Source organism: Polycladomyces subterraneus, from assembly GCF_030433435.1.
Lineage (GTDB): Bacteria > Bacillota > Bacilli > Thermoactinomycetales > JIR-001 > Polycladomyces > Polycladomyces subterraneus.
The window spans coordinates 1-20,271 of sequence record NZ_JANRHH010000047.1; the positions used below are offsets into that span (position 1 = coordinate 1).

At 53.4% G+C, this 20,271-nt stretch carries 18 protein-coding genes, 2 pseudogenes, 2 riboswitches and 1 other annotated feature; of the genes and pseudogenes, 15 read left to right on the forward strand and 5 right to left on the reverse strand.

The annotated features are described in order from the left end of the window. Both NWF35_RS12755 and NWF35_RS12760 read right to left on the reverse strand, forming a co-directional pair. A pseudogene (locus NWF35_RS12755) lies at positions 1-381 on the reverse strand (RNA-guided endonuclease TnpB family protein); the annotation flags it as partial. Between the two features lie 46 nt (positions 382-427). Beyond that, positions 428-721, reverse strand: a pseudogene (locus tag NWF35_RS12760) (transposase). Positions 722-1,248: 527 nt separating this feature from the next. On the opposite strand from NWF35_RS12760, the gene NWF35_RS12765 reads away from it, so the two are divergent. From NWF35_RS12765 to NWF35_RS12800, 8 genes are all read left to right on the forward strand, one after another. Continuing rightward, positions 1,249-1,770, forward strand: coding sequence for a YqeG family HAD IIIA-type phosphatase (locus NWF35_RS12765; RefSeq protein WP_301239569.1), 522 nt, complete (start codon positions 1,249-1,251; stop codon positions 1,768-1,770). Beyond that, positions 1,752-2,876, forward strand: a complete 1,125-nt coding sequence (yqeH, locus tag NWF35_RS12770) for a ribosome biogenesis GTPase YqeH (protein WP_301239571.1) — start codon at positions 1,752-1,754, stop codon at positions 2,874-2,876. Before NWF35_RS12765 ends, yqeH begins: the two co-directional genes overlap by 19 nt. A gap of 278 nt (positions 2,877-3,154) precedes the next feature. Continuing rightward, positions 3,155-4,006 carry a shikimate dehydrogenase gene (locus NWF35_RS12775; protein ID WP_301239572.1) on the forward strand — a complete coding sequence of 284 codons (852 nt, stop codon included), beginning with the start codon at positions 3,155-3,157 and terminating at the stop codon, positions 4,004-4,006. Positions 4,007-4,027: 21 nt separating this feature from the next. Next, the gene (locus NWF35_RS12780) at positions 4,028-4,612 is read left to right on the forward strand and encodes a nicotinate-nucleotide adenylyltransferase (RefSeq protein WP_301239574.1); all 585 of its coding nucleotides are present in this window, start codon (positions 4,028-4,030) and stop codon (positions 4,610-4,612) included. After that, the gene (yqeK, locus tag NWF35_RS12785; RefSeq protein WP_301239576.1) at positions 4,602-5,180 is read left to right on the forward strand and encodes a bis(5'-nucleosyl)-tetraphosphatase (symmetrical) YqeK; all 579 of its coding nucleotides are present in this window, start codon (positions 4,602-4,604) and stop codon (positions 5,178-5,180) included. Before NWF35_RS12780 ends, yqeK begins: the two co-directional genes overlap by 11 nt. Before the next feature lie 14 nt (positions 5,181-5,194). Next, entirely contained in the window at positions 5,195-5,539 is a 345-nt protein-coding gene (gene rsfS / locus NWF35_RS12790; RefSeq protein WP_301239577.1) for a ribosome silencing factor, read from the forward strand. Positions 5,540-5,681: 142 nt separating this feature from the next. Further along, positions 5,682-5,922: a binding site (T-box leader), on the forward strand. 56 nt (positions 5,923-5,978) lie between these two features. Continuing rightward, positions 5,979-8,435: a leucine--tRNA ligase gene (leuS, locus tag NWF35_RS12795; protein WP_301239579.1), complete on the forward strand. Its 2,457-nt coding sequence runs from the start codon at positions 5,979-5,981 to the stop codon at positions 8,433-8,435. A gap of 427 nt (positions 8,436-8,862) precedes the next feature. Then, a complete protein-coding gene (locus NWF35_RS12800) occupies positions 8,863-9,012 on the forward strand; it encodes a hypothetical protein (RefSeq protein WP_301239581.1) in 150 nt (49 codons plus the stop codon). Positions 9,013-9,267: 255 nt separating this feature from the next. On the opposite strand, the gene comER is transcribed toward NWF35_RS12800, so the two are convergent. Next, a complete protein-coding gene (gene comER / locus NWF35_RS12805; protein ID WP_301239582.1) occupies positions 9,268-10,104 on the reverse strand; it encodes a late competence protein ComER in 837 nt (278 codons plus the stop codon). Between the two features lie 90 nt (positions 10,105-10,194). Here comER and NWF35_RS12810 point away from each other — a divergent pair, with 90 nt between their 5' ends. Then, positions 10,195-10,845, forward strand: a complete 651-nt coding sequence (locus NWF35_RS12810; RefSeq protein ID WP_301239584.1) for a helix-hairpin-helix domain-containing protein — start codon at positions 10,195-10,197, stop codon at positions 10,843-10,845. A 60-nt stretch (positions 10,846-10,905) separates the two neighbouring features. On the opposite strand, the gene NWF35_RS12815 is transcribed toward NWF35_RS12810, so the two are convergent. Next, positions 10,906-12,099, reverse strand: a complete 1,194-nt coding sequence (locus NWF35_RS12815; protein ID WP_301239585.1) for an ornithine--oxo-acid transaminase — start codon at positions 12,097-12,099, stop codon at positions 10,906-10,908. 214 nt (positions 12,100-12,313) lie between these two features. Next, a riboswitch (SAM riboswitch) is annotated at positions 12,314-12,431 on the forward strand. Between the two features lie 186 nt (positions 12,432-12,617). Here NWF35_RS12815 and NWF35_RS12820 point away from each other — a divergent pair. The 6 genes from NWF35_RS12820 (at position 12,618) to NWF35_RS12845 (ending at position 18,104) form a co-directional block, all read left to right on the forward strand. Then, on the forward strand, positions 12,618-13,919 hold the full coding sequence (locus NWF35_RS12820; RefSeq protein ID WP_301239587.1) for a homocysteine synthase: 1,302 nt from the start codon (positions 12,618-12,620) through the stop codon (positions 13,917-13,919). A 297-nt stretch (positions 13,920-14,216) separates the two neighbouring features. Next, a complete protein-coding gene (locus NWF35_RS12825; protein WP_301239589.1) occupies positions 14,217-15,413 on the forward strand; it encodes an aminotransferase class I/II-fold pyridoxal phosphate-dependent enzyme in 1,197 nt (398 codons plus the stop codon). After that, on the forward strand, positions 15,379-16,542 hold the full coding sequence (locus NWF35_RS12830) for a trans-sulfuration enzyme family protein (RefSeq protein ID WP_301239590.1): 1,164 nt from the start codon (positions 15,379-15,381) through the stop codon (positions 16,540-16,542). The genes NWF35_RS12825 and NWF35_RS12830 overlap by 35 nt, the downstream gene beginning before the upstream one ends. A 290-nt stretch (positions 16,543-16,832) precedes the next feature. Further along, positions 16,833-17,390, forward strand: a complete 558-nt coding sequence (gene dcd, locus NWF35_RS12835) for a dCTP deaminase (RefSeq protein ID WP_212772793.1) — start codon at positions 16,833-16,835, stop codon at positions 17,388-17,390. Positions 17,391-17,677: 287 nt separating this feature from the next. Beyond that, a complete protein-coding gene (locus NWF35_RS12840; protein WP_301239951.1) occupies positions 17,678-17,833 on the forward strand; it encodes a class I SAM-dependent methyltransferase in 156 nt (51 codons plus the stop codon). Positions 17,834-17,891: 58 nt separating this feature from the next. Further along, on the forward strand, positions 17,892-18,104 hold the full coding sequence (locus NWF35_RS12845) for a hypothetical protein (RefSeq protein ID WP_301239592.1): 213 nt from the start codon (positions 17,892-17,894) through the stop codon (positions 18,102-18,104). A 47-nt stretch (positions 18,105-18,151) separates the two neighbouring features. Here the strand turns inward: NWF35_RS12845 and NWF35_RS12850 are convergent, their stop codons facing one another. Then, complete coding sequence (locus tag NWF35_RS12850) at positions 18,152-19,978, reverse strand: APC family permease (RefSeq protein ID WP_301239594.1); 1,827 nt, start codon at positions 19,976-19,978, stop codon at positions 18,152-18,154. 97 nt (positions 19,979-20,075) lie between these two features. Then, a riboswitch (cyclic di-AMP (ydaO/yuaA leader) is annotated at positions 20,076-20,209 on the reverse strand. Positions 20,210-20,271 lie beyond the last annotated feature (62 nt).

The following is a 20,271-nucleotide window of genomic DNA, read 5'->3' on the forward strand; positions in this document are numbered from 1 at the left end:
CAGCCATTGTTGCTGATACGATCGAGCCACAACCGGTACACCGATGCGCTTCTCCAGCATAGGGAACGACACCGTGTAGAAGTCACCATTTTTCTCGACTTTCAGGTTCTGATTGTTGAACGAACACCACATCCTCCTGAATACCCGAGCTTGTTGGTGTTTCTTCTGCGATTTCACATCCCGGATCGTTTGGTTTATGATCGCAGACGGGAACTTCTCGCCAGAAAACTCCTTGAAAATCTTGCTGGTCGCCTTGTTCACGTCGGGATGAAGCAGGAGCCAGTTTGCAAACTCCGTGTTGATCTGGGTCATCCGTTCATACATAGCCTGTTTGAATTTGGTTGGTTTATACAGTTCCAACTTGAGTGTGATGGTGGGCATCCATTCACCCCCTTTTCTTTTGTTCTTCCACATATCGCTGGATCGTTTATCTTGAAACGTTTCCAGCCGTACTAACAAAGAATGGGCGTGTCCACAAGCTGGGATGAGACAAGTGATTGAATTCTTGCCTCAGTTTTCTAGAAGTCACCCCCTTCAATTTTGCCATGTCACTTCCATGGCAAGGATATCCCAGCCGTTTTCCTGACAAATGTCTTTCACCAACTTTTGAATCGCTCTTCCACTTGTTTATCAACGCTTTTCTGTGATTACGTGGGCAGAAAACAAAGTGGTAGTGAATCAGAGATACCGTCTTTTTGGTCCTTCTGTATGCTTGTCCCATGGTTTTAGTTGTATCAGTATTTTATAAATACTGAAACAACTAAAAACAAAAAATGTTTCTCTAAGCGCCCTCTTCAGAGGGCAACGAGCAATGCCGCCTTTCATCCCACGATTGAAACTGTGGGCTTTCAACTGTTTTCACTATAACAAAGGCGTATGAATATCCTGTCATGAGGAGCGGATGTGAACGAAGGTGTGGTTCGGCAGTTTGCAGATCCGCGGAAAGGGTGGCCAATTCCTGCGGGTGACTGTTGAGCATCAGGCGGGGGCAAGATGAACGACTCGCCTCTGAAGTTGAAATGTTTTTGTACCTTATATTAAAATAAACAATTCATTATTGCTTAAAGCATCCCCGCAAGGGGGATCCTGCGAAATACTCGCTTTCATCTACACAATGGATTGATGAGATCTCGCCGCCATTCATCAAGTGGGATGAACATGGTTGTAACGCGGTATTTTTGCCCTTGGTGGGACAAATGTGGTATAGTTATTGCCGACATAAGTACGGACGATCGATGAGGTGGGCCTGTGTTTAAAGCGATTGTTCCTGATCTGTATGTACAATCTATATACGATATCGACTTCCATCAGTTGCAACGTCGCGGGGTCAAAGCGGCCATCGTTGATTTGGACAATACACTGGTGGAAGCGGACCGTCCCGACGCCACCCCCAAATTGGTCAGTTGGTTGGACCAGGTACAGGGGATGGGATTTCGCGTGATGATCGTTTCCAACAACACGCGCACACGTGTGTCTCGGTTTGCGACACCCTTGCAGATTCCATTTATTCACCGTGCGAAGAAACCGCTCTCCCGTGCGTTCAAAAAGGCGTTGCGGCGCTTGGAGACCAAACCGGAGGAGACCGTGGTCATCGGTGATCAGTTGTTCACCGATGTGTTGGGAGCCAAACGAATGGGCCTGTTTGCAATTCTGGTCGTGCCGATTTCCGAATCAGAAGGCTTCTTCACCAAGATCAACCGTATGATGGAACGGATCGTCTTCCGCTGGATGAAAGAAAAGGGAATGTTGCGATGGGGGGATCGCCCGTGAGGGAATCGGCATTGTACTGTGTGGGATGCGGCGTGCCGCTGCAAGCCGCTGACCCGAAACAACCGGGATATGTTCCGGAAAAGGTGCTGGCGGAGGCGGAGCAGGATGCCGTTTGCCAGCGTTGTTTTCGTATTCGGCATTATAACGAAGTGGCACCTGTCGTACAGGACCCCGGCTACTATGAGGACTTGCTGCAACGAATTGCGGATACGGACAGCCTCGTCGTTCAAGTGGTGGACCTGTTTGATTTCGACGGGAGTTGGATCCCGGATCTGCCGCGGTGGATCGGGGAAAATCCGCTTCTGTTGATCGCCAACAAAATCGATTTATTCCCCAGATCGGTCAGGCACGGGCGGATTCGTGAATGGGTGCGCCGGTCCGCTGAGCGCCTCGGCGCGAATCCGGTGGATATCGTGCTGTGCAGTGCGGCCAAAGGTATTTACATACGGGAAGTGATGGCGGCCATCGAGCGTTACCGACAGGGGAGGGACGTGTACGTCGTCGGTGTCACCAACGTAGGGAAATCAACGTTGATCAACCGTTTATTGCATGATTTCGGCGATGGCGGTCAACCGATCACGACTTCGCCATATCCGGGTACGACCTTAGATACAATCCGGATTCCGTTGGAAGACGGGCGCACCCTGATTGACACCCCCGGCATCGTACGAAAGGATCGGTTGAGCGAATGGGTTTCTCCCGCCGATTTGAAGGTGATCGTACCCAAAGGCACCATAAATCCGCGCGTGTATCAGCTGAACGACCGGCAAACGCTATTCCTGGGCGGACTGGCACGCGTCGATTTTATAAAGGGACCGCGCCAGCCGTTTGTGTTGTATGTCTCCAATGCACTGTACATTCACCGGACCAAGTATGAGAAAGCGGATGAAATCCAACGGGCACATCTGGGTGAACTGTTGACACCGCCGGAAGATCCGTCCGTCTTGCCCCCTTGGCGCAAACAGCGATTCCACATTGCGGGCGGCGGGAAGCAGGATCTGGTGATCGCCGGCCTCGGATGGATCGCTGTTGGTAAAGAAGCGGCCGATATCGAGGTGTGGGTACCGGAAGGCATCCAGGTGGAATTGCGTCCGTCTGTCATCTAGAACTTACTTCAACATGCAACATCAGCCAAGGGGAAGATGGAGCGAAATTTTCTTAAGCGAGTGATGCTAGCTTCTTGAAACCAGTGTACGGGAAGTAGCTTCGGGGCAGGCTTGCTCTGCTACCGGAAGACTCAGGTGGAGCGAGCCGGGAAAGTGATGTGGACGATTGAGATTAAACACGCTCTGGTCGGAGCGAGTGGAGAAAACGAGCCGCACACCAGGTTTCATCTTTCGAGAGCTTGGAAATGGTTAAAATGGAGGAGAGGAGAGCATCGCCTATGCACATCGACGGAACGACCGGCGTCGTGGGACTATTGGGTCATCCGGTTGCCCATTCCAAATCGCCGGAGATGATGAATCGGGCGTTTCAGGCGGCCAGCCTTCCTTATATATATGCGGCGTTCGATGTGGCGCCGGAAGCGTTGGGCGATGCTGTGCGAGGTTTACGCGCCTTGGGTGTCCGCGGTTGGAATGTCACGATCCCGCACAAAGTCGCCATCATGGAATGGTTGGATGAAGTGGACGAAACAGCCAGGGCTATCGGTGCCGTTAACACGGTGGTCAACGACAACGGCCGATTGGTCGGGTACAATACCGACGGTGCGGGTTATCTGCGCTCGCTTCGGGAGGAAACCGGCCTGGATGTTACTGCACAACGCGTATTGATCATCGGTGCGGGTGGTGCGGCACGAGCGGTGGGACATGCACTGGCGACGGCGGGGGTGCAGCACATCACGGTGGCCAACCGCACAGTGGAAAAAGCGGAGGAACTGGCGGCCCATCTCCGGCAGTGGACGGTGACAGATGTGGTCGGGTTGGCCGACATCGACCAAGTGATGGAGGATACCACCCTGTTGGTGCAATCCACATCTGTGGGAATGCATCCGCATGTGGATGAGATGCCGATCTCGCCGTCCAGTCTGCATCATCGTCTTATCGTGAGTGATCTGATTTACCGGCCGAAGAGTACTCGATTGTTGCAAGAGGCGAAAAAACGGGGAGCCCGTGTGCACTCCGGATTGGGCATGTTGCTCTACCAAGCGGTGTTGGCGTTCGAACATTGGATGGGATGTCCCGCACCGGTTGAGATCATGCGGGAGGTGCTGGAAGCCTCACTGCAAGGAGAATGATGGCGGAAATGAGGATGTGTGATGAACATCGGCATTTTTGGCGGCACGTTTGATCCGATTCATATCGGTCATCTGATCATTGCCGAACAGGCGTGGCAAAGTGCCGGATTGGACGAGGTGTGGTTCATCCCGGCAGCGTCTCCGCCCCACAAACCGGGACAAGGCATCACTCCCGCAGAACATCGGGTGGCAATGGTCAGGCTGGCGATACGCGATCACCCCAAGTTTCGATTGTCCACAGTTGAGTTGCAACGCCCGGGACCATCCTATACTGTGGATACGGTTCGCCAGCTGTGTGCACAACATCCACATGATCGGTTTTTTCTCATTGTGGGCGGGGATATGGTGAACGATTTGCCGAATTGGTATAAAATAGAGGAAATCCTGCAAATGGTGGACATCATCGGACACGCGCGCCCCGGAACGAAGACGGATGCTTTGCCCCCGGAGATCGAGGAGAAAGTGATCTGGGTGCAAGATCCCGTCACTGTGAATATTTCATCCACTCAGATTCGCCGGCAATTGGCGCGTGGTGCTTCCGGGCGGTATCTTTTGCCGGAACCGGTGCGCAAGTACATCAAGGGGAAGAGGTTGTATGGAACGTGAGAAGTTGTTGCAAGCTGTAGAAAAGGAACTACCCCGATCACGGTTTGAACACACTTTGCGCGTTGCGGAAACGGCCGTTCGATTGGCCGATCGGTTCGGAGCTGATAAAGAGAAGGCCGATTTGGCGGGTATTCTGCATGATTACTGCAAATATTGGCCGGATGAACGCATGAGGGATTGGATTCTTCGTCATCATTTACCGTCGGATCTGTTACACTATAATAAAGAATTGTGGCATGCCCCCGTCGGTGCCGAAGCGGTGCGCGAGTGCCTGGGGGTGACGGATCCCGAGGTGTTGGACGCGATCCGTTACCATACGACCGGACGGCCGAACATGACGCGCTTGGAACAAGTGGTGTTTCTGGCGGATTATATCGAACCAGGCCGACGGTTCCCCGGTGTGGACGAAGTGCGCGCCGTGGCCGAATCCGACTTGGATCGTGCCGTGTTGATGGCGCTCGACAACACGATTCGCTTCCTGATCGACCGTGGTCAGAAGGTGTATCCCTTGACGCTTATGGCCCGAAACGATGTATTGGAGCGGGTGTCGGGAAAAAATTCATCCTGAGGAGGGTATCGTTTTTGAACCTGGTGGAGATTGCGCAATTGGCGGCTACGACTGCCGAGGAGAAAAAGGCACAGCGTGTCACCATCCTGGATATCCGTGGATTGTCGGTGATTGCCGATTACTTCGTCATCTGTCACGGAAATTCGCAAAAGCAAGTGCAAGCCATTGTAACTGCGATCAAGGACAAAATGCACGAGGCAAAGGTTCCTCTCAGGGGAATCGAAGGGTTTGCCGAGGCGCGCTGGGTACTGATGGACCTCGGGGATGTAGTCGTCCACGTCTTCCACAAGGATGAACGCGAATTTTACGACCTGGAACGGTTGTGGGGCGATGCCAGGGAAATTCGACAGGTGCAATGAGGAACATCCTATGAATCGGTATGGAATGGGTCGATTTTGTGAACAATGTTAAAAACTCGTGAACAAATGGTAGAGAACCCATTGACACGTGTCCAAGCTGTTTCATATAATGTGAATCAAACATCGCCATAAGCCAAGATTCGACAAAGCTTGGATGAGGAGTAGTAATCTAGCTTCCTCTGCTCAGAGAGTCGGCGTTCAGGTGCAAGCCGATCAGAGAGGTTGGATGAACTCGCCTCATCGCTCCGGATGGGAAAGTGCAGTACTGTCCGGCGGAACATCCCCGTTACGGATGATGGAGTGGGCATTTGTTCGGCAGACGCCGTACAAATGTCAACTAGGGTGGTACCGCGGGAGTTGTGAACTAACCTCTCGTCCCTAGCAAGGAAGGCTGGGGGCGGGAGGTTTTCATATTTTGGTGTGAAGGAGGTTGGGTCACATGCGGACGTATCAACCGAGTGAAATCGAACCGAAATGGCAAGCGGTCTGGCAGGAGCGCCGCATGCACCGGACCGACGAGGATCGGGACAAACCGAAATTTTACGCGCTGGAACAATTCCCTTATCCTTCGGGTGAAGGGTTACATATGGGCCATGTTCGGGTGTATACCATCGGGGATGTGATCGCCCGCTTCAAACGGATGAACGGATACCGCGTCCTGCACCCCATGGGCGCTGACGCGTTCGGTCTTCCGGCGGAGAATGCCGCCATCCAGCGGGGGGTGAATCCCCGCGAGTGGACGTTGAAAAATATGAAGCGGATTCGGGAGGAACAAGCCCGGCTGGGCGTGTCGTACGACTGGGAGCGATATGTCGGTACATGTTTGCCGGATTATTACAAATTGACGCAGTGGCTGTTTCTGCTCTTTTACGAGCGGGGGCTGGCTTATCGCGAAAAGGCGGCTGTCAACTGGTGCCCCACCTGTAATACGGTGCTGGCCAACGAACAAGTTGAAAACGGGCTGTGTTGGCGTTGTGACTCGGAGGTGACCAAAAAGGAGCTGGAGCAATGGTTCCTGCGCATCACCGATTACGCCGACCGTCTGCTCGAAGGATTGGACCGGCTGCCGAAATGGCCAGACAAAGTGAAGGCCATGCAGCGGAACTGGATTGGTCGCAGCGAGGGGGCGCACGTCACCTTTACGATCCCCGAACTGGATCATGAAAAAGTAACTGTGTTCACCACTCGTCCCGACACGTTGTTCGGTGTCACTTACCTGGTGTTGGCACCGGAGCATCCGCTGGTTCCGCAATTGATCCGTGGGAAGGAAAATGAATCGATCATTGCCGATTTTATCGAACGCATGCGGAAAGAATCCGAAATCACGCGGACAGCGGCGGATGCGGAAAAAGTGGGCTATTTCACGGGAGCGTATGCTCAACATCCTTTAACCGGTGAAAAAGTGCCAATCTGGGTGGCAAACTATGTCTTGATGGATTACGGCACTGGCGCGGTGATGGGAGTACCGGCCCACGATGAGCGGGACTTCCTGTTCGCCCGGAAATACGATTTGCCGATTCGAGTCGTCATCCGTCCGGAGGAGGGGGTCACCGACGAGTTGACAGAAGCGTATACCGGCGAAGGGAAACTGGTCAACTCGGGTGATTTCAACGGATTGAACAACCGGGAAGCGATCAAGGCCATCGCCCGTCATCTGGAGGAAAAAGGGCTGGGCGGACCGACGGTCAACTACCGCCTGCGCGACTGGCTGATTTCGCGGCAACGGTATTGGGGATGCCCGATTCCGATCGTCTACTGCGACGATTGTGGCATCGTCCCGGTACCGAAAGAACAACTGCCGGTTCTTCTGCCCGAAGACGTCGTATTTGACGGCAAACGCAATCCGCTCACCACGTCGGAAACGTTTGTGCACACCGAATGTCCCCGCTGCGGCAAGTCGGCACGCCGGGAGACGGACACGATGGATACGTTTATCGATTCGTCCTGGTATTTCTTCCGGTATACGGATGCGCACAACGAAGACATGCCGTTCGATCCGGACAAGGTGAAGGATTGGCTGCCGGTCGACGAGTATATCGGCGGGATTGAGCACGCTGTGTTGCATCTGTTGTACTCTCGATTCTTCACCAAGGTGCTGTACGATGCCGGGTTGGTGCCAGTGGATGAACCGTTTACAAGCCTGCTGACCCAGGGAATGGTGCTCAAAGACGGAGCAAAAATGTCCAAGTCCAAGGGTAACGTGGTCAGCCCGATGGAGATCGTCGAAAAATACGGGGCGGACACTGCCAGGATGTTTATCCTGTTTGCCGCACCACCGGAGCGTGACTTGGAATGGTCGGATGCCGGGGTGGAAGGCAGCTACCGTTTCTTGAACCGCGTCTGGCGGATGGTGGAGCAGCACGCCTCCCTGTTCGAACAACGCCCCGCACCTGATACGACGAGCAGAGAAGCCCAGGAACTGAACCGGTTGCGTCACCGAACCGTCAAAAAAGTGACGGAAGATGTGAATGAACGTTATCACTTCAACACCGCCATCAGCGCCATCATGGAACTGGTCAACGGTATCTATGCCTATCCGGAGGATGCCGACCGCGGAACACTGGCCGATGCGATTGAGACGGTCGTGCTGTTGTTGGCGCCGTTTGCCCCTCATATCACAGAAGAACTGTGGCAGCGGATGGGCCATCAAGACAGCGTGCATGCCCAGTCGTGGCCGACCTTTGATCCGGCTGCTTTGGTGCAAAACGAAGTGGAGATCGCCGTGCAGATCAACGGTAAGGTGCGGGATAAAGTGGTTGTGCCGGCTGAGGCGGACAAGAGCGAAGTGGAAGCACTGGTCATGAAGCTGGACCGTGTCCAAACACTGTTGGAGGGGAAAACGGTCCGCAAAGTGATCGTCGTACCGCGCAAATTGGTCAACATCGTGGCAAATTGACTCACATGATCGGATGTATCATCGTTTAGCGACTACTCAAGCCCGATAGGAAGGACCGGAACGCGCAGGGATTCCATTGCCGGTCGTGTTGTCGAACCCTGTGCTTCCGGTGCTGGTCGGGCTTGTTTTCTTACCTTCGCTCCGTAGCAACGGTTAGAGTCGCTCGACAGGAAATTCAGATTCGCTCATTTAAAAGTGAAGGGTGTTCGTTTTTCCACGAGCGACCTTTAAGCTTGCCGAAAGGGAAGCGAGAGGGAAAAAGGCTCACCCAGAATCACGATTGTACCGACCACTCTGTCAGCAGTTGCAGACCGCTATGTAACGGGCTTTTTCTTTTTGCATGAGAAAGCGATCCCTTCCACATCCTAAAGGATAGCCGCTGATCAGATCCGAAGATCGGCAATCTGAAGGAAAGGATGTCTGGTACATGCGCCTGGAACCCGATTCGAAATTACCGCCGATCGGAGCGGATGAAGCCCGTGATGCCAAGTTGTCGCAGGAAGGAACGACCTTGGGCAGTGCTGTGGATGAGAACAAAGAAAAAAAAGTGAAAGGTCCCAACCGACCTTCCACTTGAGATGCCGAACCGTTTCAAGCCCGGTCCAGTTGCAGGTGCAACAGTGAACCGGGTCTTTTTGTGAGAGAATCATACAGTAATGCCAATAAATGCTGTTCGTGGTAAAATGAAAACGGCTTAGTCGGGGCATGACATCAAGTGGGAGCGCCATTCGAAGAGTTGATGAGACAGTGGAGCTGGGCGTTGTCCAAAACGGAACCGGACCTCGGACGGTTGATGTTTCGGCATTGCTTCGCTTTCAAGTAAAAAGGAGTCTCAAAGATTTTTCTCAGCGCGTTGGAACGATTGCTGCACTTTGCGGAGGTCTTCGGAAAATTTCATGTGCGTCAGTTGGAAAAGGCGGGTGAAATAGGGGATGAAGGCCTCATCCAAAAGATACAGTCCCTCGCGCGTGATCCCGCCGGGAACGGCCACCCGATCCTGGAGGGATTGCAGTGTGAACCCGTTTTCTGTCAGCAATTTTCCCGTACCGACGATCATCTGTTCCACTAAGGAGGTGGCGGTTTCTTCAGGAAGTCCGGTCACTTTGATGGCGGCTTGGATCCATTGCTCCAAGATGTTGGCAAGAAACGCAGGACCACAGCTGGCTAAATCGGAAGCGGCGCGCGTATGGGCTTCGTCGATGTACAGCGGTTCGCTGATGCAGGAGAACAGCTGGTATAACCACTGGGTGTCTTCATCCGAAAAACGGGTTCCGGGTATCAACAGAGAGTTACCCGACAATGAGGCATGACAAATACTAGGGATTACTTTGGCGATTTTCGCGTCCAAATGCTCTTCCAAATCGCGAATCATCACCGGACTGGTGATGGAGATGACATAGTGGTCCGGTCGGACAACATCCTGTATCTCATCCAACACATGTCGAAAATCTCCCGGTTTGACGCAGAGAAAGATACAATCCGCCTTTTTGGCCGTTTCCCGATTGTGATCGGCCACGTGAATGCCAGGGCAATCCAGAGCCAGCCGTTCCGCTTTGTCGCGTGTACGGTTGGAAACGATGATACGATCGGGTTGCATGGCGTAAGATTGGACAAACGCGAGAACCAGGTTGCTTCCCATGCTCCCCGTCCCGATGAAGCCGAATTTCATCACAATACCCTCCCCATCCGCATGACGCTGGCCGTTTCTCCTTAACCCTATGCAGGAACGGGGAGGATTATGAGGAAAGGGAGAGTAAGGGTGTGGGAGGACAAGTGGTACTACCGAATCAATAAGTGGGCGATGGCGACAGGGATGCTGGCGCTGGTGGTGATCGGACTCATCGTGTTGTTGATCAGCCATCGGGAAGAGACTGCACCGGTTCCAACCCTGCCTGCCTATAAACCGGCCCTACCGGCAACACCGTCTGCCGGGAATAGGGAAAAAGCCACTGAGGTTGTCGTTGACGTCAAGGGGGCGGTCAACCGCCCGGGTGTTTACAAGTTATCCAGCAGTTCGCGTGTGCAGGACGCGATGCTACATGCAGGCGGTGCGGCACCGTCAGCGGATGTGAATCGGGTTAACCTGGCTCAGCCGTTGGCTGACGGGATGGTGGTCTATATCCCGCGAAAAGGGGAACAGGGACCTCCTCCCGTGGCCGGTGCAACCGGGTCGGTCCCAGATGGCGGGACGCAGTCAGGCACCACGGCTAACGGTGGCAAAATTTCGCTCAACTCTGCCACAGCGGAACAGCTCGATCAGCTGGATGGAATTGGCCCGTCCAAAGCGGCGGCTATCATACGTTATCGTGAGGAGCATGGTCCTTTTCGCTCGGTGGACGAGCTGGCTAACGTTCCGGGGATCGGGGAGAAAACACTGAAAAAGTTTCGCGATCGGTTGACTGTGCCGTGATTTGAGCCATCATTTTAACTTAAACCCCCTCGTAGTCCGAGGGGGTTCTTATTTCATATATCAAACAGACATCACTTTCCGGATCTTGGCCAGTGCCCAATCCAGCTCCTCTTGGGTAATCGTGAGCGGCGGAGCGAAACGGATGGTGTTTTCGTGCGTCTCTTTGCACAACAACCCTTCTTCAGCCAGACGCTCGCAGTGCGGACGGGCCGGTTCAAACAATTCCATCCCGATGAAGAGGCCTTTGCCGCGGATTTCCTTGATGATCGGATTATGGATTTTTTTCAGCTCGGCCATGAAATATTCGCCCAATTCACGCGAGCGCTGAGGCAAGTTTTCTTCCACCAGCACATCCAGTGCAGCCACGGAGACAGCGCAGGCCAACGGGTTGCCGCCGAAGGTGGAACCGTGGGAGCCCGGTTCAAATACTCCCATCACTTCCTTATCACCGGCTACGGCGGAGATCGGCATCACGCCGCCGCCCAACGCTTTCCCCATCACATACAGATCCGGCCGAACATCTTCCCAGTCGCAGGCGAACAGTTGGCCGGTTCGCCCGAAGCCGGTTTGGATCTCGTCGGCGATGAACAGGACGTTGTGCTCTTTACATACTTGGTAAGCTTCACGCAAATATCCTTCCGGCGGCACGATAACGCCCGCTTCTCCTTGGATCGGCTCTACCAGGAAGGCGGCGGTGTTGGGCGTGATGGCTGCTTTCAGCGCTTCAACATCACCGTACGGAATGATTTTGAAGCCAGGGGTCAACGGGCCGAATCCGCGTTTGTACTCGTCGCTGGACGAGAGAGAGACCGCGGTGATGGTCCGTCCGTGGAAGTTGTTTTCACAGACGATGATTTCCGCTTGGTTTTCCGGCACTTTCTTCACGTCATAGGCCCAGCGCCGGGCTGCTTTGAGGGCGGTTTCCACCGCTTCGGCACCGGTATTCATCGGCAGGATCATCTCTTTGCCTGTCAATTGAGCCACTTTTTCGTAAAAAAGTCCCAGCTGATCATTGTGGAAAGCACGAGATGTCAAGGTAACTTTATCCGCTTGTTCTTTCAGCGCCGCGATCAGACGGGGATGGCGGTGTCCGTGATTCAATGCCGAATAGGCGCTCAGCATGTCCATGTACTTGTTGCCGTCGGCATCCTCCACCCAAACACCTTCCGCCTTGGAAATCACGATCGGCAGGGGATGGTAGTTCCTCGCGCCGTATTTTTCCGTCAATTCGATCAATGATTGGTTCCGTGACATGATGGCCTCCTTGATGATGCATCAATTTGATGTATGGACGCATATTCACACGTCCTGAGCCGAAAATGAGCAATCTATCACCATTGTAGATGGAATTTGGAATGGAATCAATGGCCGAACATTTCTTCAAAAAGCGGTTGACGGCAGCATGAGAGACCGGTATAATGAAAAACAAGTTTTCTGATTGTCGACACAATTGAATCGGATTTGGAATCTCTTATCGAGAGTGGTGGAGGGACTGGCCCGATGAAACCCGGCAACCCCGGTCTGTACGAACCGGAAGGTGCCAATTCCTGCGGAAACCGACGCCAACGGTTTCCGAGAGATAAGAGAGGAGAGCTGGCGTAACCAGAGCCTCTTCTCTTATCGGAGAAGAGGCTTTTTTATTCCACTGTTGTAGGCTGGTGTCACAAACGGGAAGGCGGCTTTAATGGGCGAGCGCCCTTGAGCGTGTGGTTGCAAGAGTGAGAGGGATCTAAATTCCTAATCATTCAATCTCTTCCGAAAGGATGATGGTGATGAGCGAATCGCAACAATACGGTCTGGAAACGTTGGCGGTCCACGGTGGCCAAGAGCCGGACCCGGTGACCAATGCCCGAGCGGTACCGATTTACCAGACCACTTCCTATGTATTCAACGATACGGAACATGCGGCTAATTTGTTTGCGTTGAAAGAATTCGGTAATATCTACACCCGCATCATGAACCCGACACAAGATGTGTTTGAAAAGCGGGTGGCTGCGCTGGAAGGGGGCGTCGGTGCGCTGGCGACGAGTTCTGGTCAGGCGGCAATCACCTACTCCATCCTAAACATCGCCAAAGCCGGGGACGAAATCGTCTCATCCAGCAGTTTGTATGGCGGCACATACAACCTGTTTCAACACACCTTGCCCAAGCTGGGGATCACCGTGCGGTTCGTCGATCCTTCTGATCCGGAAAATTTCAAAAAGGCGATCAATGAAAAGACACGGGCCGTCTTTGCGGAAATCATCGGCAATCCCAAAATGGATGTGCTGGATGTGGAAGCCGTGGCCAAAGTGGCCCATGATGCCGGTTTGCCGCTGATTGTGGACAACACGTTTGCCACGCCGTACTTGTGCCGGCCGATCGAGTTCGGGGCAGATATCGTGGTGCACTCAGCCACCAAATTCATTGGAGGACACGGCACCAGCATTGGTGGGGTGATTGTGGATTCGGGCAAATTCGATTGGACCAACGGCAAGTTCCCGGAATTGACCGAACCGGACCCGAGTTATCACGGGGTTTCCTACACCGAAGCGGTCGGGCCGCTGGCCTACATCATCAAGGCTCGGGTTCAACTGTTGCGGGACACCGGCGCTGCCATCTCTCCGTTCAATGCGTTTTTGTTCTTGCAGGGGTTGGAAACGTTGCATCTGCGAATGGAACGGCACAGCGAAAACGCGCTTCGGGTCGCCCGGTTCCTCCAGGAACACGAACTGGTGGAATGGGTAAGCCATCCGGGATTGGAAGGCCATCCGTCGTACGAAAAAGCGAAAAAATACCTGCCCAAAGGGCAAGGTGCCATTTTCACGTTCGGTATCAAGGGCGGTTTGGAAGCAGGCAAAAAACTCATCGAAAACTTGCGCCTCTTTTCTCACCTGGCCAACGTGGGTGACGCCAAATCCCTCGTGATCCATCCGGCCAGCACCACGCACCAGCAATTGACGGAGGAAGAACAGTTGGCCGCAGGTGTAACACCGGAACTGGTCCGCTTGTCCGTAGGGATTGAGTCGGTGGACGACTTGATCGCAGATCTGGATCAGGCATTGAAGAAAAGTCAACAAGTCATCACGGCCTGATACATCGGGACCATTCGAAACAAATGGTGATGAAGGCTGAAAGCCTGTCTCACAAGTAAATCCCGTCATGGATCGATCCTGGGGAAGGGTTGGCCTGACAATCGAGAGCTGGCTCATACGATGTTGTCGCTGGGATACAGAGAGACGGGACGGTGATTCGGGCGAAGCTCTGATGATGGGATGAAACAGGGGACGTGTTTTCCGGCCGGGACTATCGAGGAAAGCACGTCTCCATCTGTGTAAACGAAATGACCAAAAAAGACTTTCCGTACGGTTTTTGGAATAGGGGGCAATGGCATGCGGATTGAGACACAACTGGCCCAATTGGGTTCCAACAAAGAGACCAAAACCGGGGCGATCAGTTATCCGGTGTATTATTCGACAACCTATCGGCATGCGGGATTGGGAGAAAGCACGGGATACGATTACACTCGGACCGCCAACCCGACAAGGGCGGTGTTGGAAGAAGCGATCGCCCGACTGGAGGGTGGAACAGCTGGATTCGCCTGCAGCTCGGGGATGGCCGCCGTACAAACGGTCATGGGACTATTCGCACGAGGGGATCACTTGATTGTTTCGCTCGATTTGTATGGGGGGACGTACCGGCTGTTTGAATCGTTAATGACACGGTATGGTCTTTCTTTCAGTTATGTCGATTTCCGCCGTCTGGACGAAGTGAAAGCAGCCATCCGTCCGGAAACGCGCGCCTTTTTCGTTGAGACACCCACCAATCCCCTGTTGCAGGTAACCGATTTACATGCTGTCTGTGAAATCGCGCGATGTCATGGGTTGATTACGATTGTCGACAACACGTTTATGACGCCGTATTTTCAGCGTCCGATCGAGTGCGGGGCGGATATCGTCATTCACAGCGCAACCAAATATTTAGGCGGACACAATGATGTATTGGCTGGCCTGATTGTGACCAAGGGTGAAGATTTAAGTGAACAGATGGCGGGGCTGCACAACGCGATCGGCGCCGTGCTGGGACCGCAGGATTCATGGTTGTTGCTTCGCGGGATGAAGACGTTGGCACTCAGAATGGAGAAGCATCAGGAAAACGCTTATCAACTGGCCCATTTCCTACGTCAGCACCCACTGGTGGATGAAGTGTTCTATCCCGCATTGCAGTCGGAGACGTGGGAAATACAGACCAAACAAGCTGACGGGGGCGGCGGCATGCTGTCATTCCGTGTGAAATCACCCGCATTGGTGGGACCATTGCTCTCTTCATTGCGATTGATCGCGTTTGCGGAGAGTTTGGGGGGAGTGGAAACGCTTATCACGTATCCGCACACGCAAACACATGCTGACATCCCGGAAGAAACGCGGCGCAAAGTCGGGGTGTGCGATCGTCTGCTTCGGTTGTCGGTTGGGATCGAGAATGTGGATGATTTGATCGCTGATCTGGCACAGGCGCTGGATCAGGCGGAACGGGTATGGAAGGAGGAAAAACGGGATGAAGTTCGCGACCCGATTGCTCCACAACGGTAACGAAATTTGCCCCCGGACGGGGGCGGCCAGTATACCCATGTATCTCGCATCCACCTATCACCAGTATGATTTGGATCAACCGGGACAGTACGATTACGCGCGGTCGGGCAATCCGACGCGGGAAGCATTGGAACGGACCATCGCCGAGCTGGAGGGAGGATCCCACGGATTCGCGTTTTCGTCGGGGATGGCGGCTGTCTCCACCGTATTGCTGCTGTTTTCCAATGGGGATCATCTTGTGGCTTCTCAGGACTTGTACGGTGGCACTTATCGGGTAATGGCCGAAGTGATGCCCAGGTTGGGCATTACGGTTGACTTTGTCGACACGACCGATCTGAACCGGGTGGAGGCGGCGATTCGTCCCAACACCAAGGGGATTTACATCGAAACGCCTTCCAACCCCCTCCTGAAGGTGACGGATCTTGCCGGTACGGCAGAAATTGCCCGTCGACACGGTGCCATGCTGATTGTGGATAACACGTTTTTAAGCCCGGTCTATCAGAATCCATTGTTGTTGGGAGCAGACATCGTCATTCACAGTGCGACCAAATTCATTGGTGGACACAGTGACGTCGTGGCCGGTTTGGTGGCCGTGAAAGACCCGGACTTGGCGGAACGAATCGGTTTCCTGCAAAACGCGATCGGTGCGGTATTGGGTGTGCAGGATGCCTGGTTGGTCCTCAGGGGGATCAAAACGCTCAAAACCCGGATGGACGCTGCCACCCGTTCCGCGGAAACGATTGCTCAGGCGTTGGCGAATCACCCTGAAGTACATCGGGTGTATTACACAGGACTTCCCTCACACCCTGGCCATCGTTTGCAATGTCAACAATCCAGCGGACATGGTGCGGTCCTGTCGTTCGACGTCGGATCCGGTGAACGGGCGCGGGAAGTGCTGAGTCGCGTACGTCTGCCCATTGTGGCGGTCAGCCTGGGTGCGGTGGAAAGCATCCTCTCCTATCCGGCCAAGATGTCCCATGCTGCCATGCCCCAACATGTACGGGAGCAACATGGGATCACCGACGGATTGCTCCGGCTGTCCGTTGGATTGGAGGATGTGGAAGACCTGTTGAACGATTTGGATCAGGCATTGTCGATCCGATCGGTTTCGGTCGCTTCCAGCCGGTGATGAACCAGTTGAGGATCCATACCGTTGTGAAAAGCGAAAATACGGTAGCCATTCATACCGGTCAAGGATCACTTGACCGGCTTTTTCATTGGTTTGAGGAGGATGCCCCCAGACTTTCCTTTTTTCTGTATCAATATATGGTAGAATAGAGACATCCTGATATAATGGCTTTTGTTTTTCCGCAGTTTTCCTGCCCTGGTCTCTTTGCAATCGTTTTTGTCTGTCGTATCATATCGGTTGGAATGTACGTCGGGAATCTTTGAAATGGAAGAAAAGGAGTCGTACGGGAAATGACGATCAAATCGGACAAGTGGATTCGGAAAATGGCTTTGGAGCACGGCATGATCGAGCCGTTCATCGACCGGAATGTCGGGAAAGGGGAAGCTGTCAGTTTCGGTCTGAGCAGTTACGGCTATGATCTGCGTGTGGCAGATGAATTCAAGATATTCCATAATGCGCTGAACTCCATCATCGATCCGAAACAAATCGATTCCAACTCTTTCATCGACTTTAAGGGAGATGTTTGCATCATCCCGCCCAATTCGTTTGCATTGGCTCGGTCGGTAGAGTATTTTCGCATCCCGGAAAACGTCTTGGCGGTGTGTGTGGGCAAATCCACGTACGCTCGGTGCGGCATCATCACCAATGTGACACCGTTCGAGCCGGGATGGGAAGGACATGTTACTCTGGAAATTTCCAATACGACGCCGCTTCCCGCCAAAATCTACGCAAATGAGGGACTCTGCCAAGTACTGTTTTTCGAAAGCGATGAGGCGTGCGAGGTATCGTACCGGGCCAAACAGGGAAAATACCAACATCAACGGGGAATCACCTTGCCCAAGGTTTGATGGGGTCAATCAACACTCCTTTCATAAGAAAGGAGTGTTTCTATTTGGAAGGAATGACGTTCGCTGGCGGGGAATAAAAGTGGCAGCGATCACACATCAACAAGGGGATCAATCATGAACCGTGCTGATTTGATCAAAAAGTTCGACAAACAGGCACGTTGGTATGAAAAGAGGCGGATCCAACAGGCACAAAAAGAGTGGAGGCAAAAACTCCTTTATTCTGCACGAGGAAATTGCTGGAAGTGGCGGTGGGAGCCGGAGCCAATTTTTCTTTTTATCCACCCGGTGTGAGAATCACCGCGGTCGACTTCAGTCCAGAAATGCTGAAAAGGGCTCGGAAAGCTGCGGATGAATATGGGATTGAGGTGGCGTTTATCCAGTCCGACGTCGAAACGCTCACTTTCCGCCCGATTCCTTTGATACTGTGGTGTCCACCGTTATGATGATCCCGTCGGGGTGCTCAATCGATTCAGTCGGTGGTGCAGGAATGACGTCCTTATTTTGTTGATGGAGCATGGTCTCAGTTCCAACCTGTTTCTTTCCTTCCTGCAAAAAGCTTTGGATCCGTTGGCCTACCGCTTGGTGGGATGTCATCAGAACCGGGAAATGATGAACCTCATCTGTTCATCTGATCTGGTGGTGGAAAAGGTGGAATCCCACTGGGCGGGTGTAGTTAATCTGGTATGGGCGCGCGAAAGTGATGTGAACGAATGAAAGCCCGACCTGCCATTCGGCGCAGATCGGGCTTTTTTTTGACGGATTTATTTGCGTAAATGAAACGGTACCGTGGAGACGACCACGTCTTTTCTCAACAACAGCAGGAAACGGAGCCATAGCGCGGATTGGTTGTGCAAAAAGCGATGCCACCATCTGCGCGGGATGAATTCGGGGATCAGAACGGTAATCATGTTGTCCCCAGCTCGTTCCTGAACCAGGTCGATGAACCGCAACACGGGACCGTTGACGCTCCGGTAGCGGGAGCGGGTGACAACGAGTCGGACACCGGGATCCCACTGCTCCCACTTTTTCTCAAATTTCTCCGCATCCTCTTCGGTGAAGGCCACGTGAATGGCCACCACGTCGTCTCCGATTGTCTTGGCGTAGGCGATCGTGTTGCGAACGACGCGGCTGATGCCCCCGACAGGAATGATGATCACGTGATCTTTCTTTTCCGGTTTGTCAGCAGTAATGTCAATGCGCAGCTCTTCAGCGACAGCCTCATAGTGTTTCCGAATGTGGTAAAAGGCGAAGATGAACAGCGGAATCACCAATACTACGATCCAAGCGCCTTCGGTAAATTTGGTGACAGTGAAGATCAGCAGGACGATGAACGAGACGACCGCACCCGCGGCGTTGATCGTCAATTTGCGCATCCAGCCCGGGTTGCGCTGCTTCAACCTGCGTACCACCATTCCGGTCTGTGCCAAGGTGAACGACAGAAAGACACCGATCGCATACAAGGGGATTAATCGCTCCACATCTCCCTTAAACGCCACGATCAAAGCGATCGCGGCCAGAGCCAACACGATGATGCCGTTGGAGAAATTAAGCCGGTCTCCGCGGGAAGCAAACATCCGCGGCATAAATTTGTCCTTGGCCATGATGGAGGCCAACAGCGGAAAACCCGAAAAACTGGTGTTGGCTGCCAGGATCAGGATCAGCGCGGTTGTCCCCTGGATGTAGTAATATGGTAGCGTTCTACCGAACGTCTCTTCGGCGATCTGGGAAAGCACCGTCTCCGTCGTTTTGGGCGTGATGTGGTACAAATATGCCAGCAAGCTGGAACCACCGAACAGCACGGCCAGCAATAAGCCCAGAAGCGCCAGCGTGCGTGCCGCATTCTTCGTCTCCGGTTTTCGGAAGGTGGGAGTGGCATTGGAGATGGCTTCCACCCCGGTCAATGCGGAGCATCCGGACGAAAACGCATGCAACAACAGGAACCAACTGAGACCGGCAGGAAAGGTGTGCGTCACCGGCGGGACGTTAGCGGGAATACCATGGATCGCTACATTACCCAACCCCACGATCACCAAACCAAGCATGCCGAAGATGAACAGATAGGTGGGGAATGAGAAAATCGTGCCGGATTCACGTATCCCTCGCAAGTTGAGGAGCATGAGGAGCAGGACGAAGAAAACTGAAATCATCGTCCCATGCCTGTGTAAAGCCGGAAACGCTGAAGTGATCGCGTCTGTCCCGGCCGAAACACTGACTGCCACTGTCAGTGTATAGTCGATCAACAGCGATGCACCGGCGATCAACCCGGCAAACCAACCCAGGTTGTCCGTCGAAACGATGTATGCACCGCCCCCTCCGGGGTATTCGTAGATGATTTGCCGGTAGGAAAGGATGAGCAGTGTCAACAATCCGATAATCGCGCCGGATATGGGCAACGAATACCAAAGCGCCAGCACGCTGATCGGAGCGAGTACGAGTACTCTTAGGATCTGCTCCGTGCCGTAAGCGACCGACGACAGCGCGTCCGATGATAAGATAGGGAGCGCTTTCCAAACCGGCAGTTTTTCCTCCTGCAGTTGCTCAGTGCGAAGCGGGCGCCCGATGATCCAACGCTTCAGCGAGGTCAACATTACATTCACCTTCCCCAGATGGATTCCGTTTTTGTTGGAAACGCAAAAAAGTCATTGAAGTGCCCGCTTCAATGACTTTTGGTCATGTGAAGAAGCACACTTCCCTCTCAGCACGCTTACGAGGTTAGCTGACGGATTCGGGTCCGTGAGAGTGACCCTACCGGTGATGGCACCGGATTCACCCCAAAAATTGGTTCCCCCGTTCCTTTACGGATTCAGCGCTCGGAGTGTGAAACTGTCGGGTATTAGGTTTTGTCATGTTTAGCATTCTAATCCGTTTACCGGAACCTGTC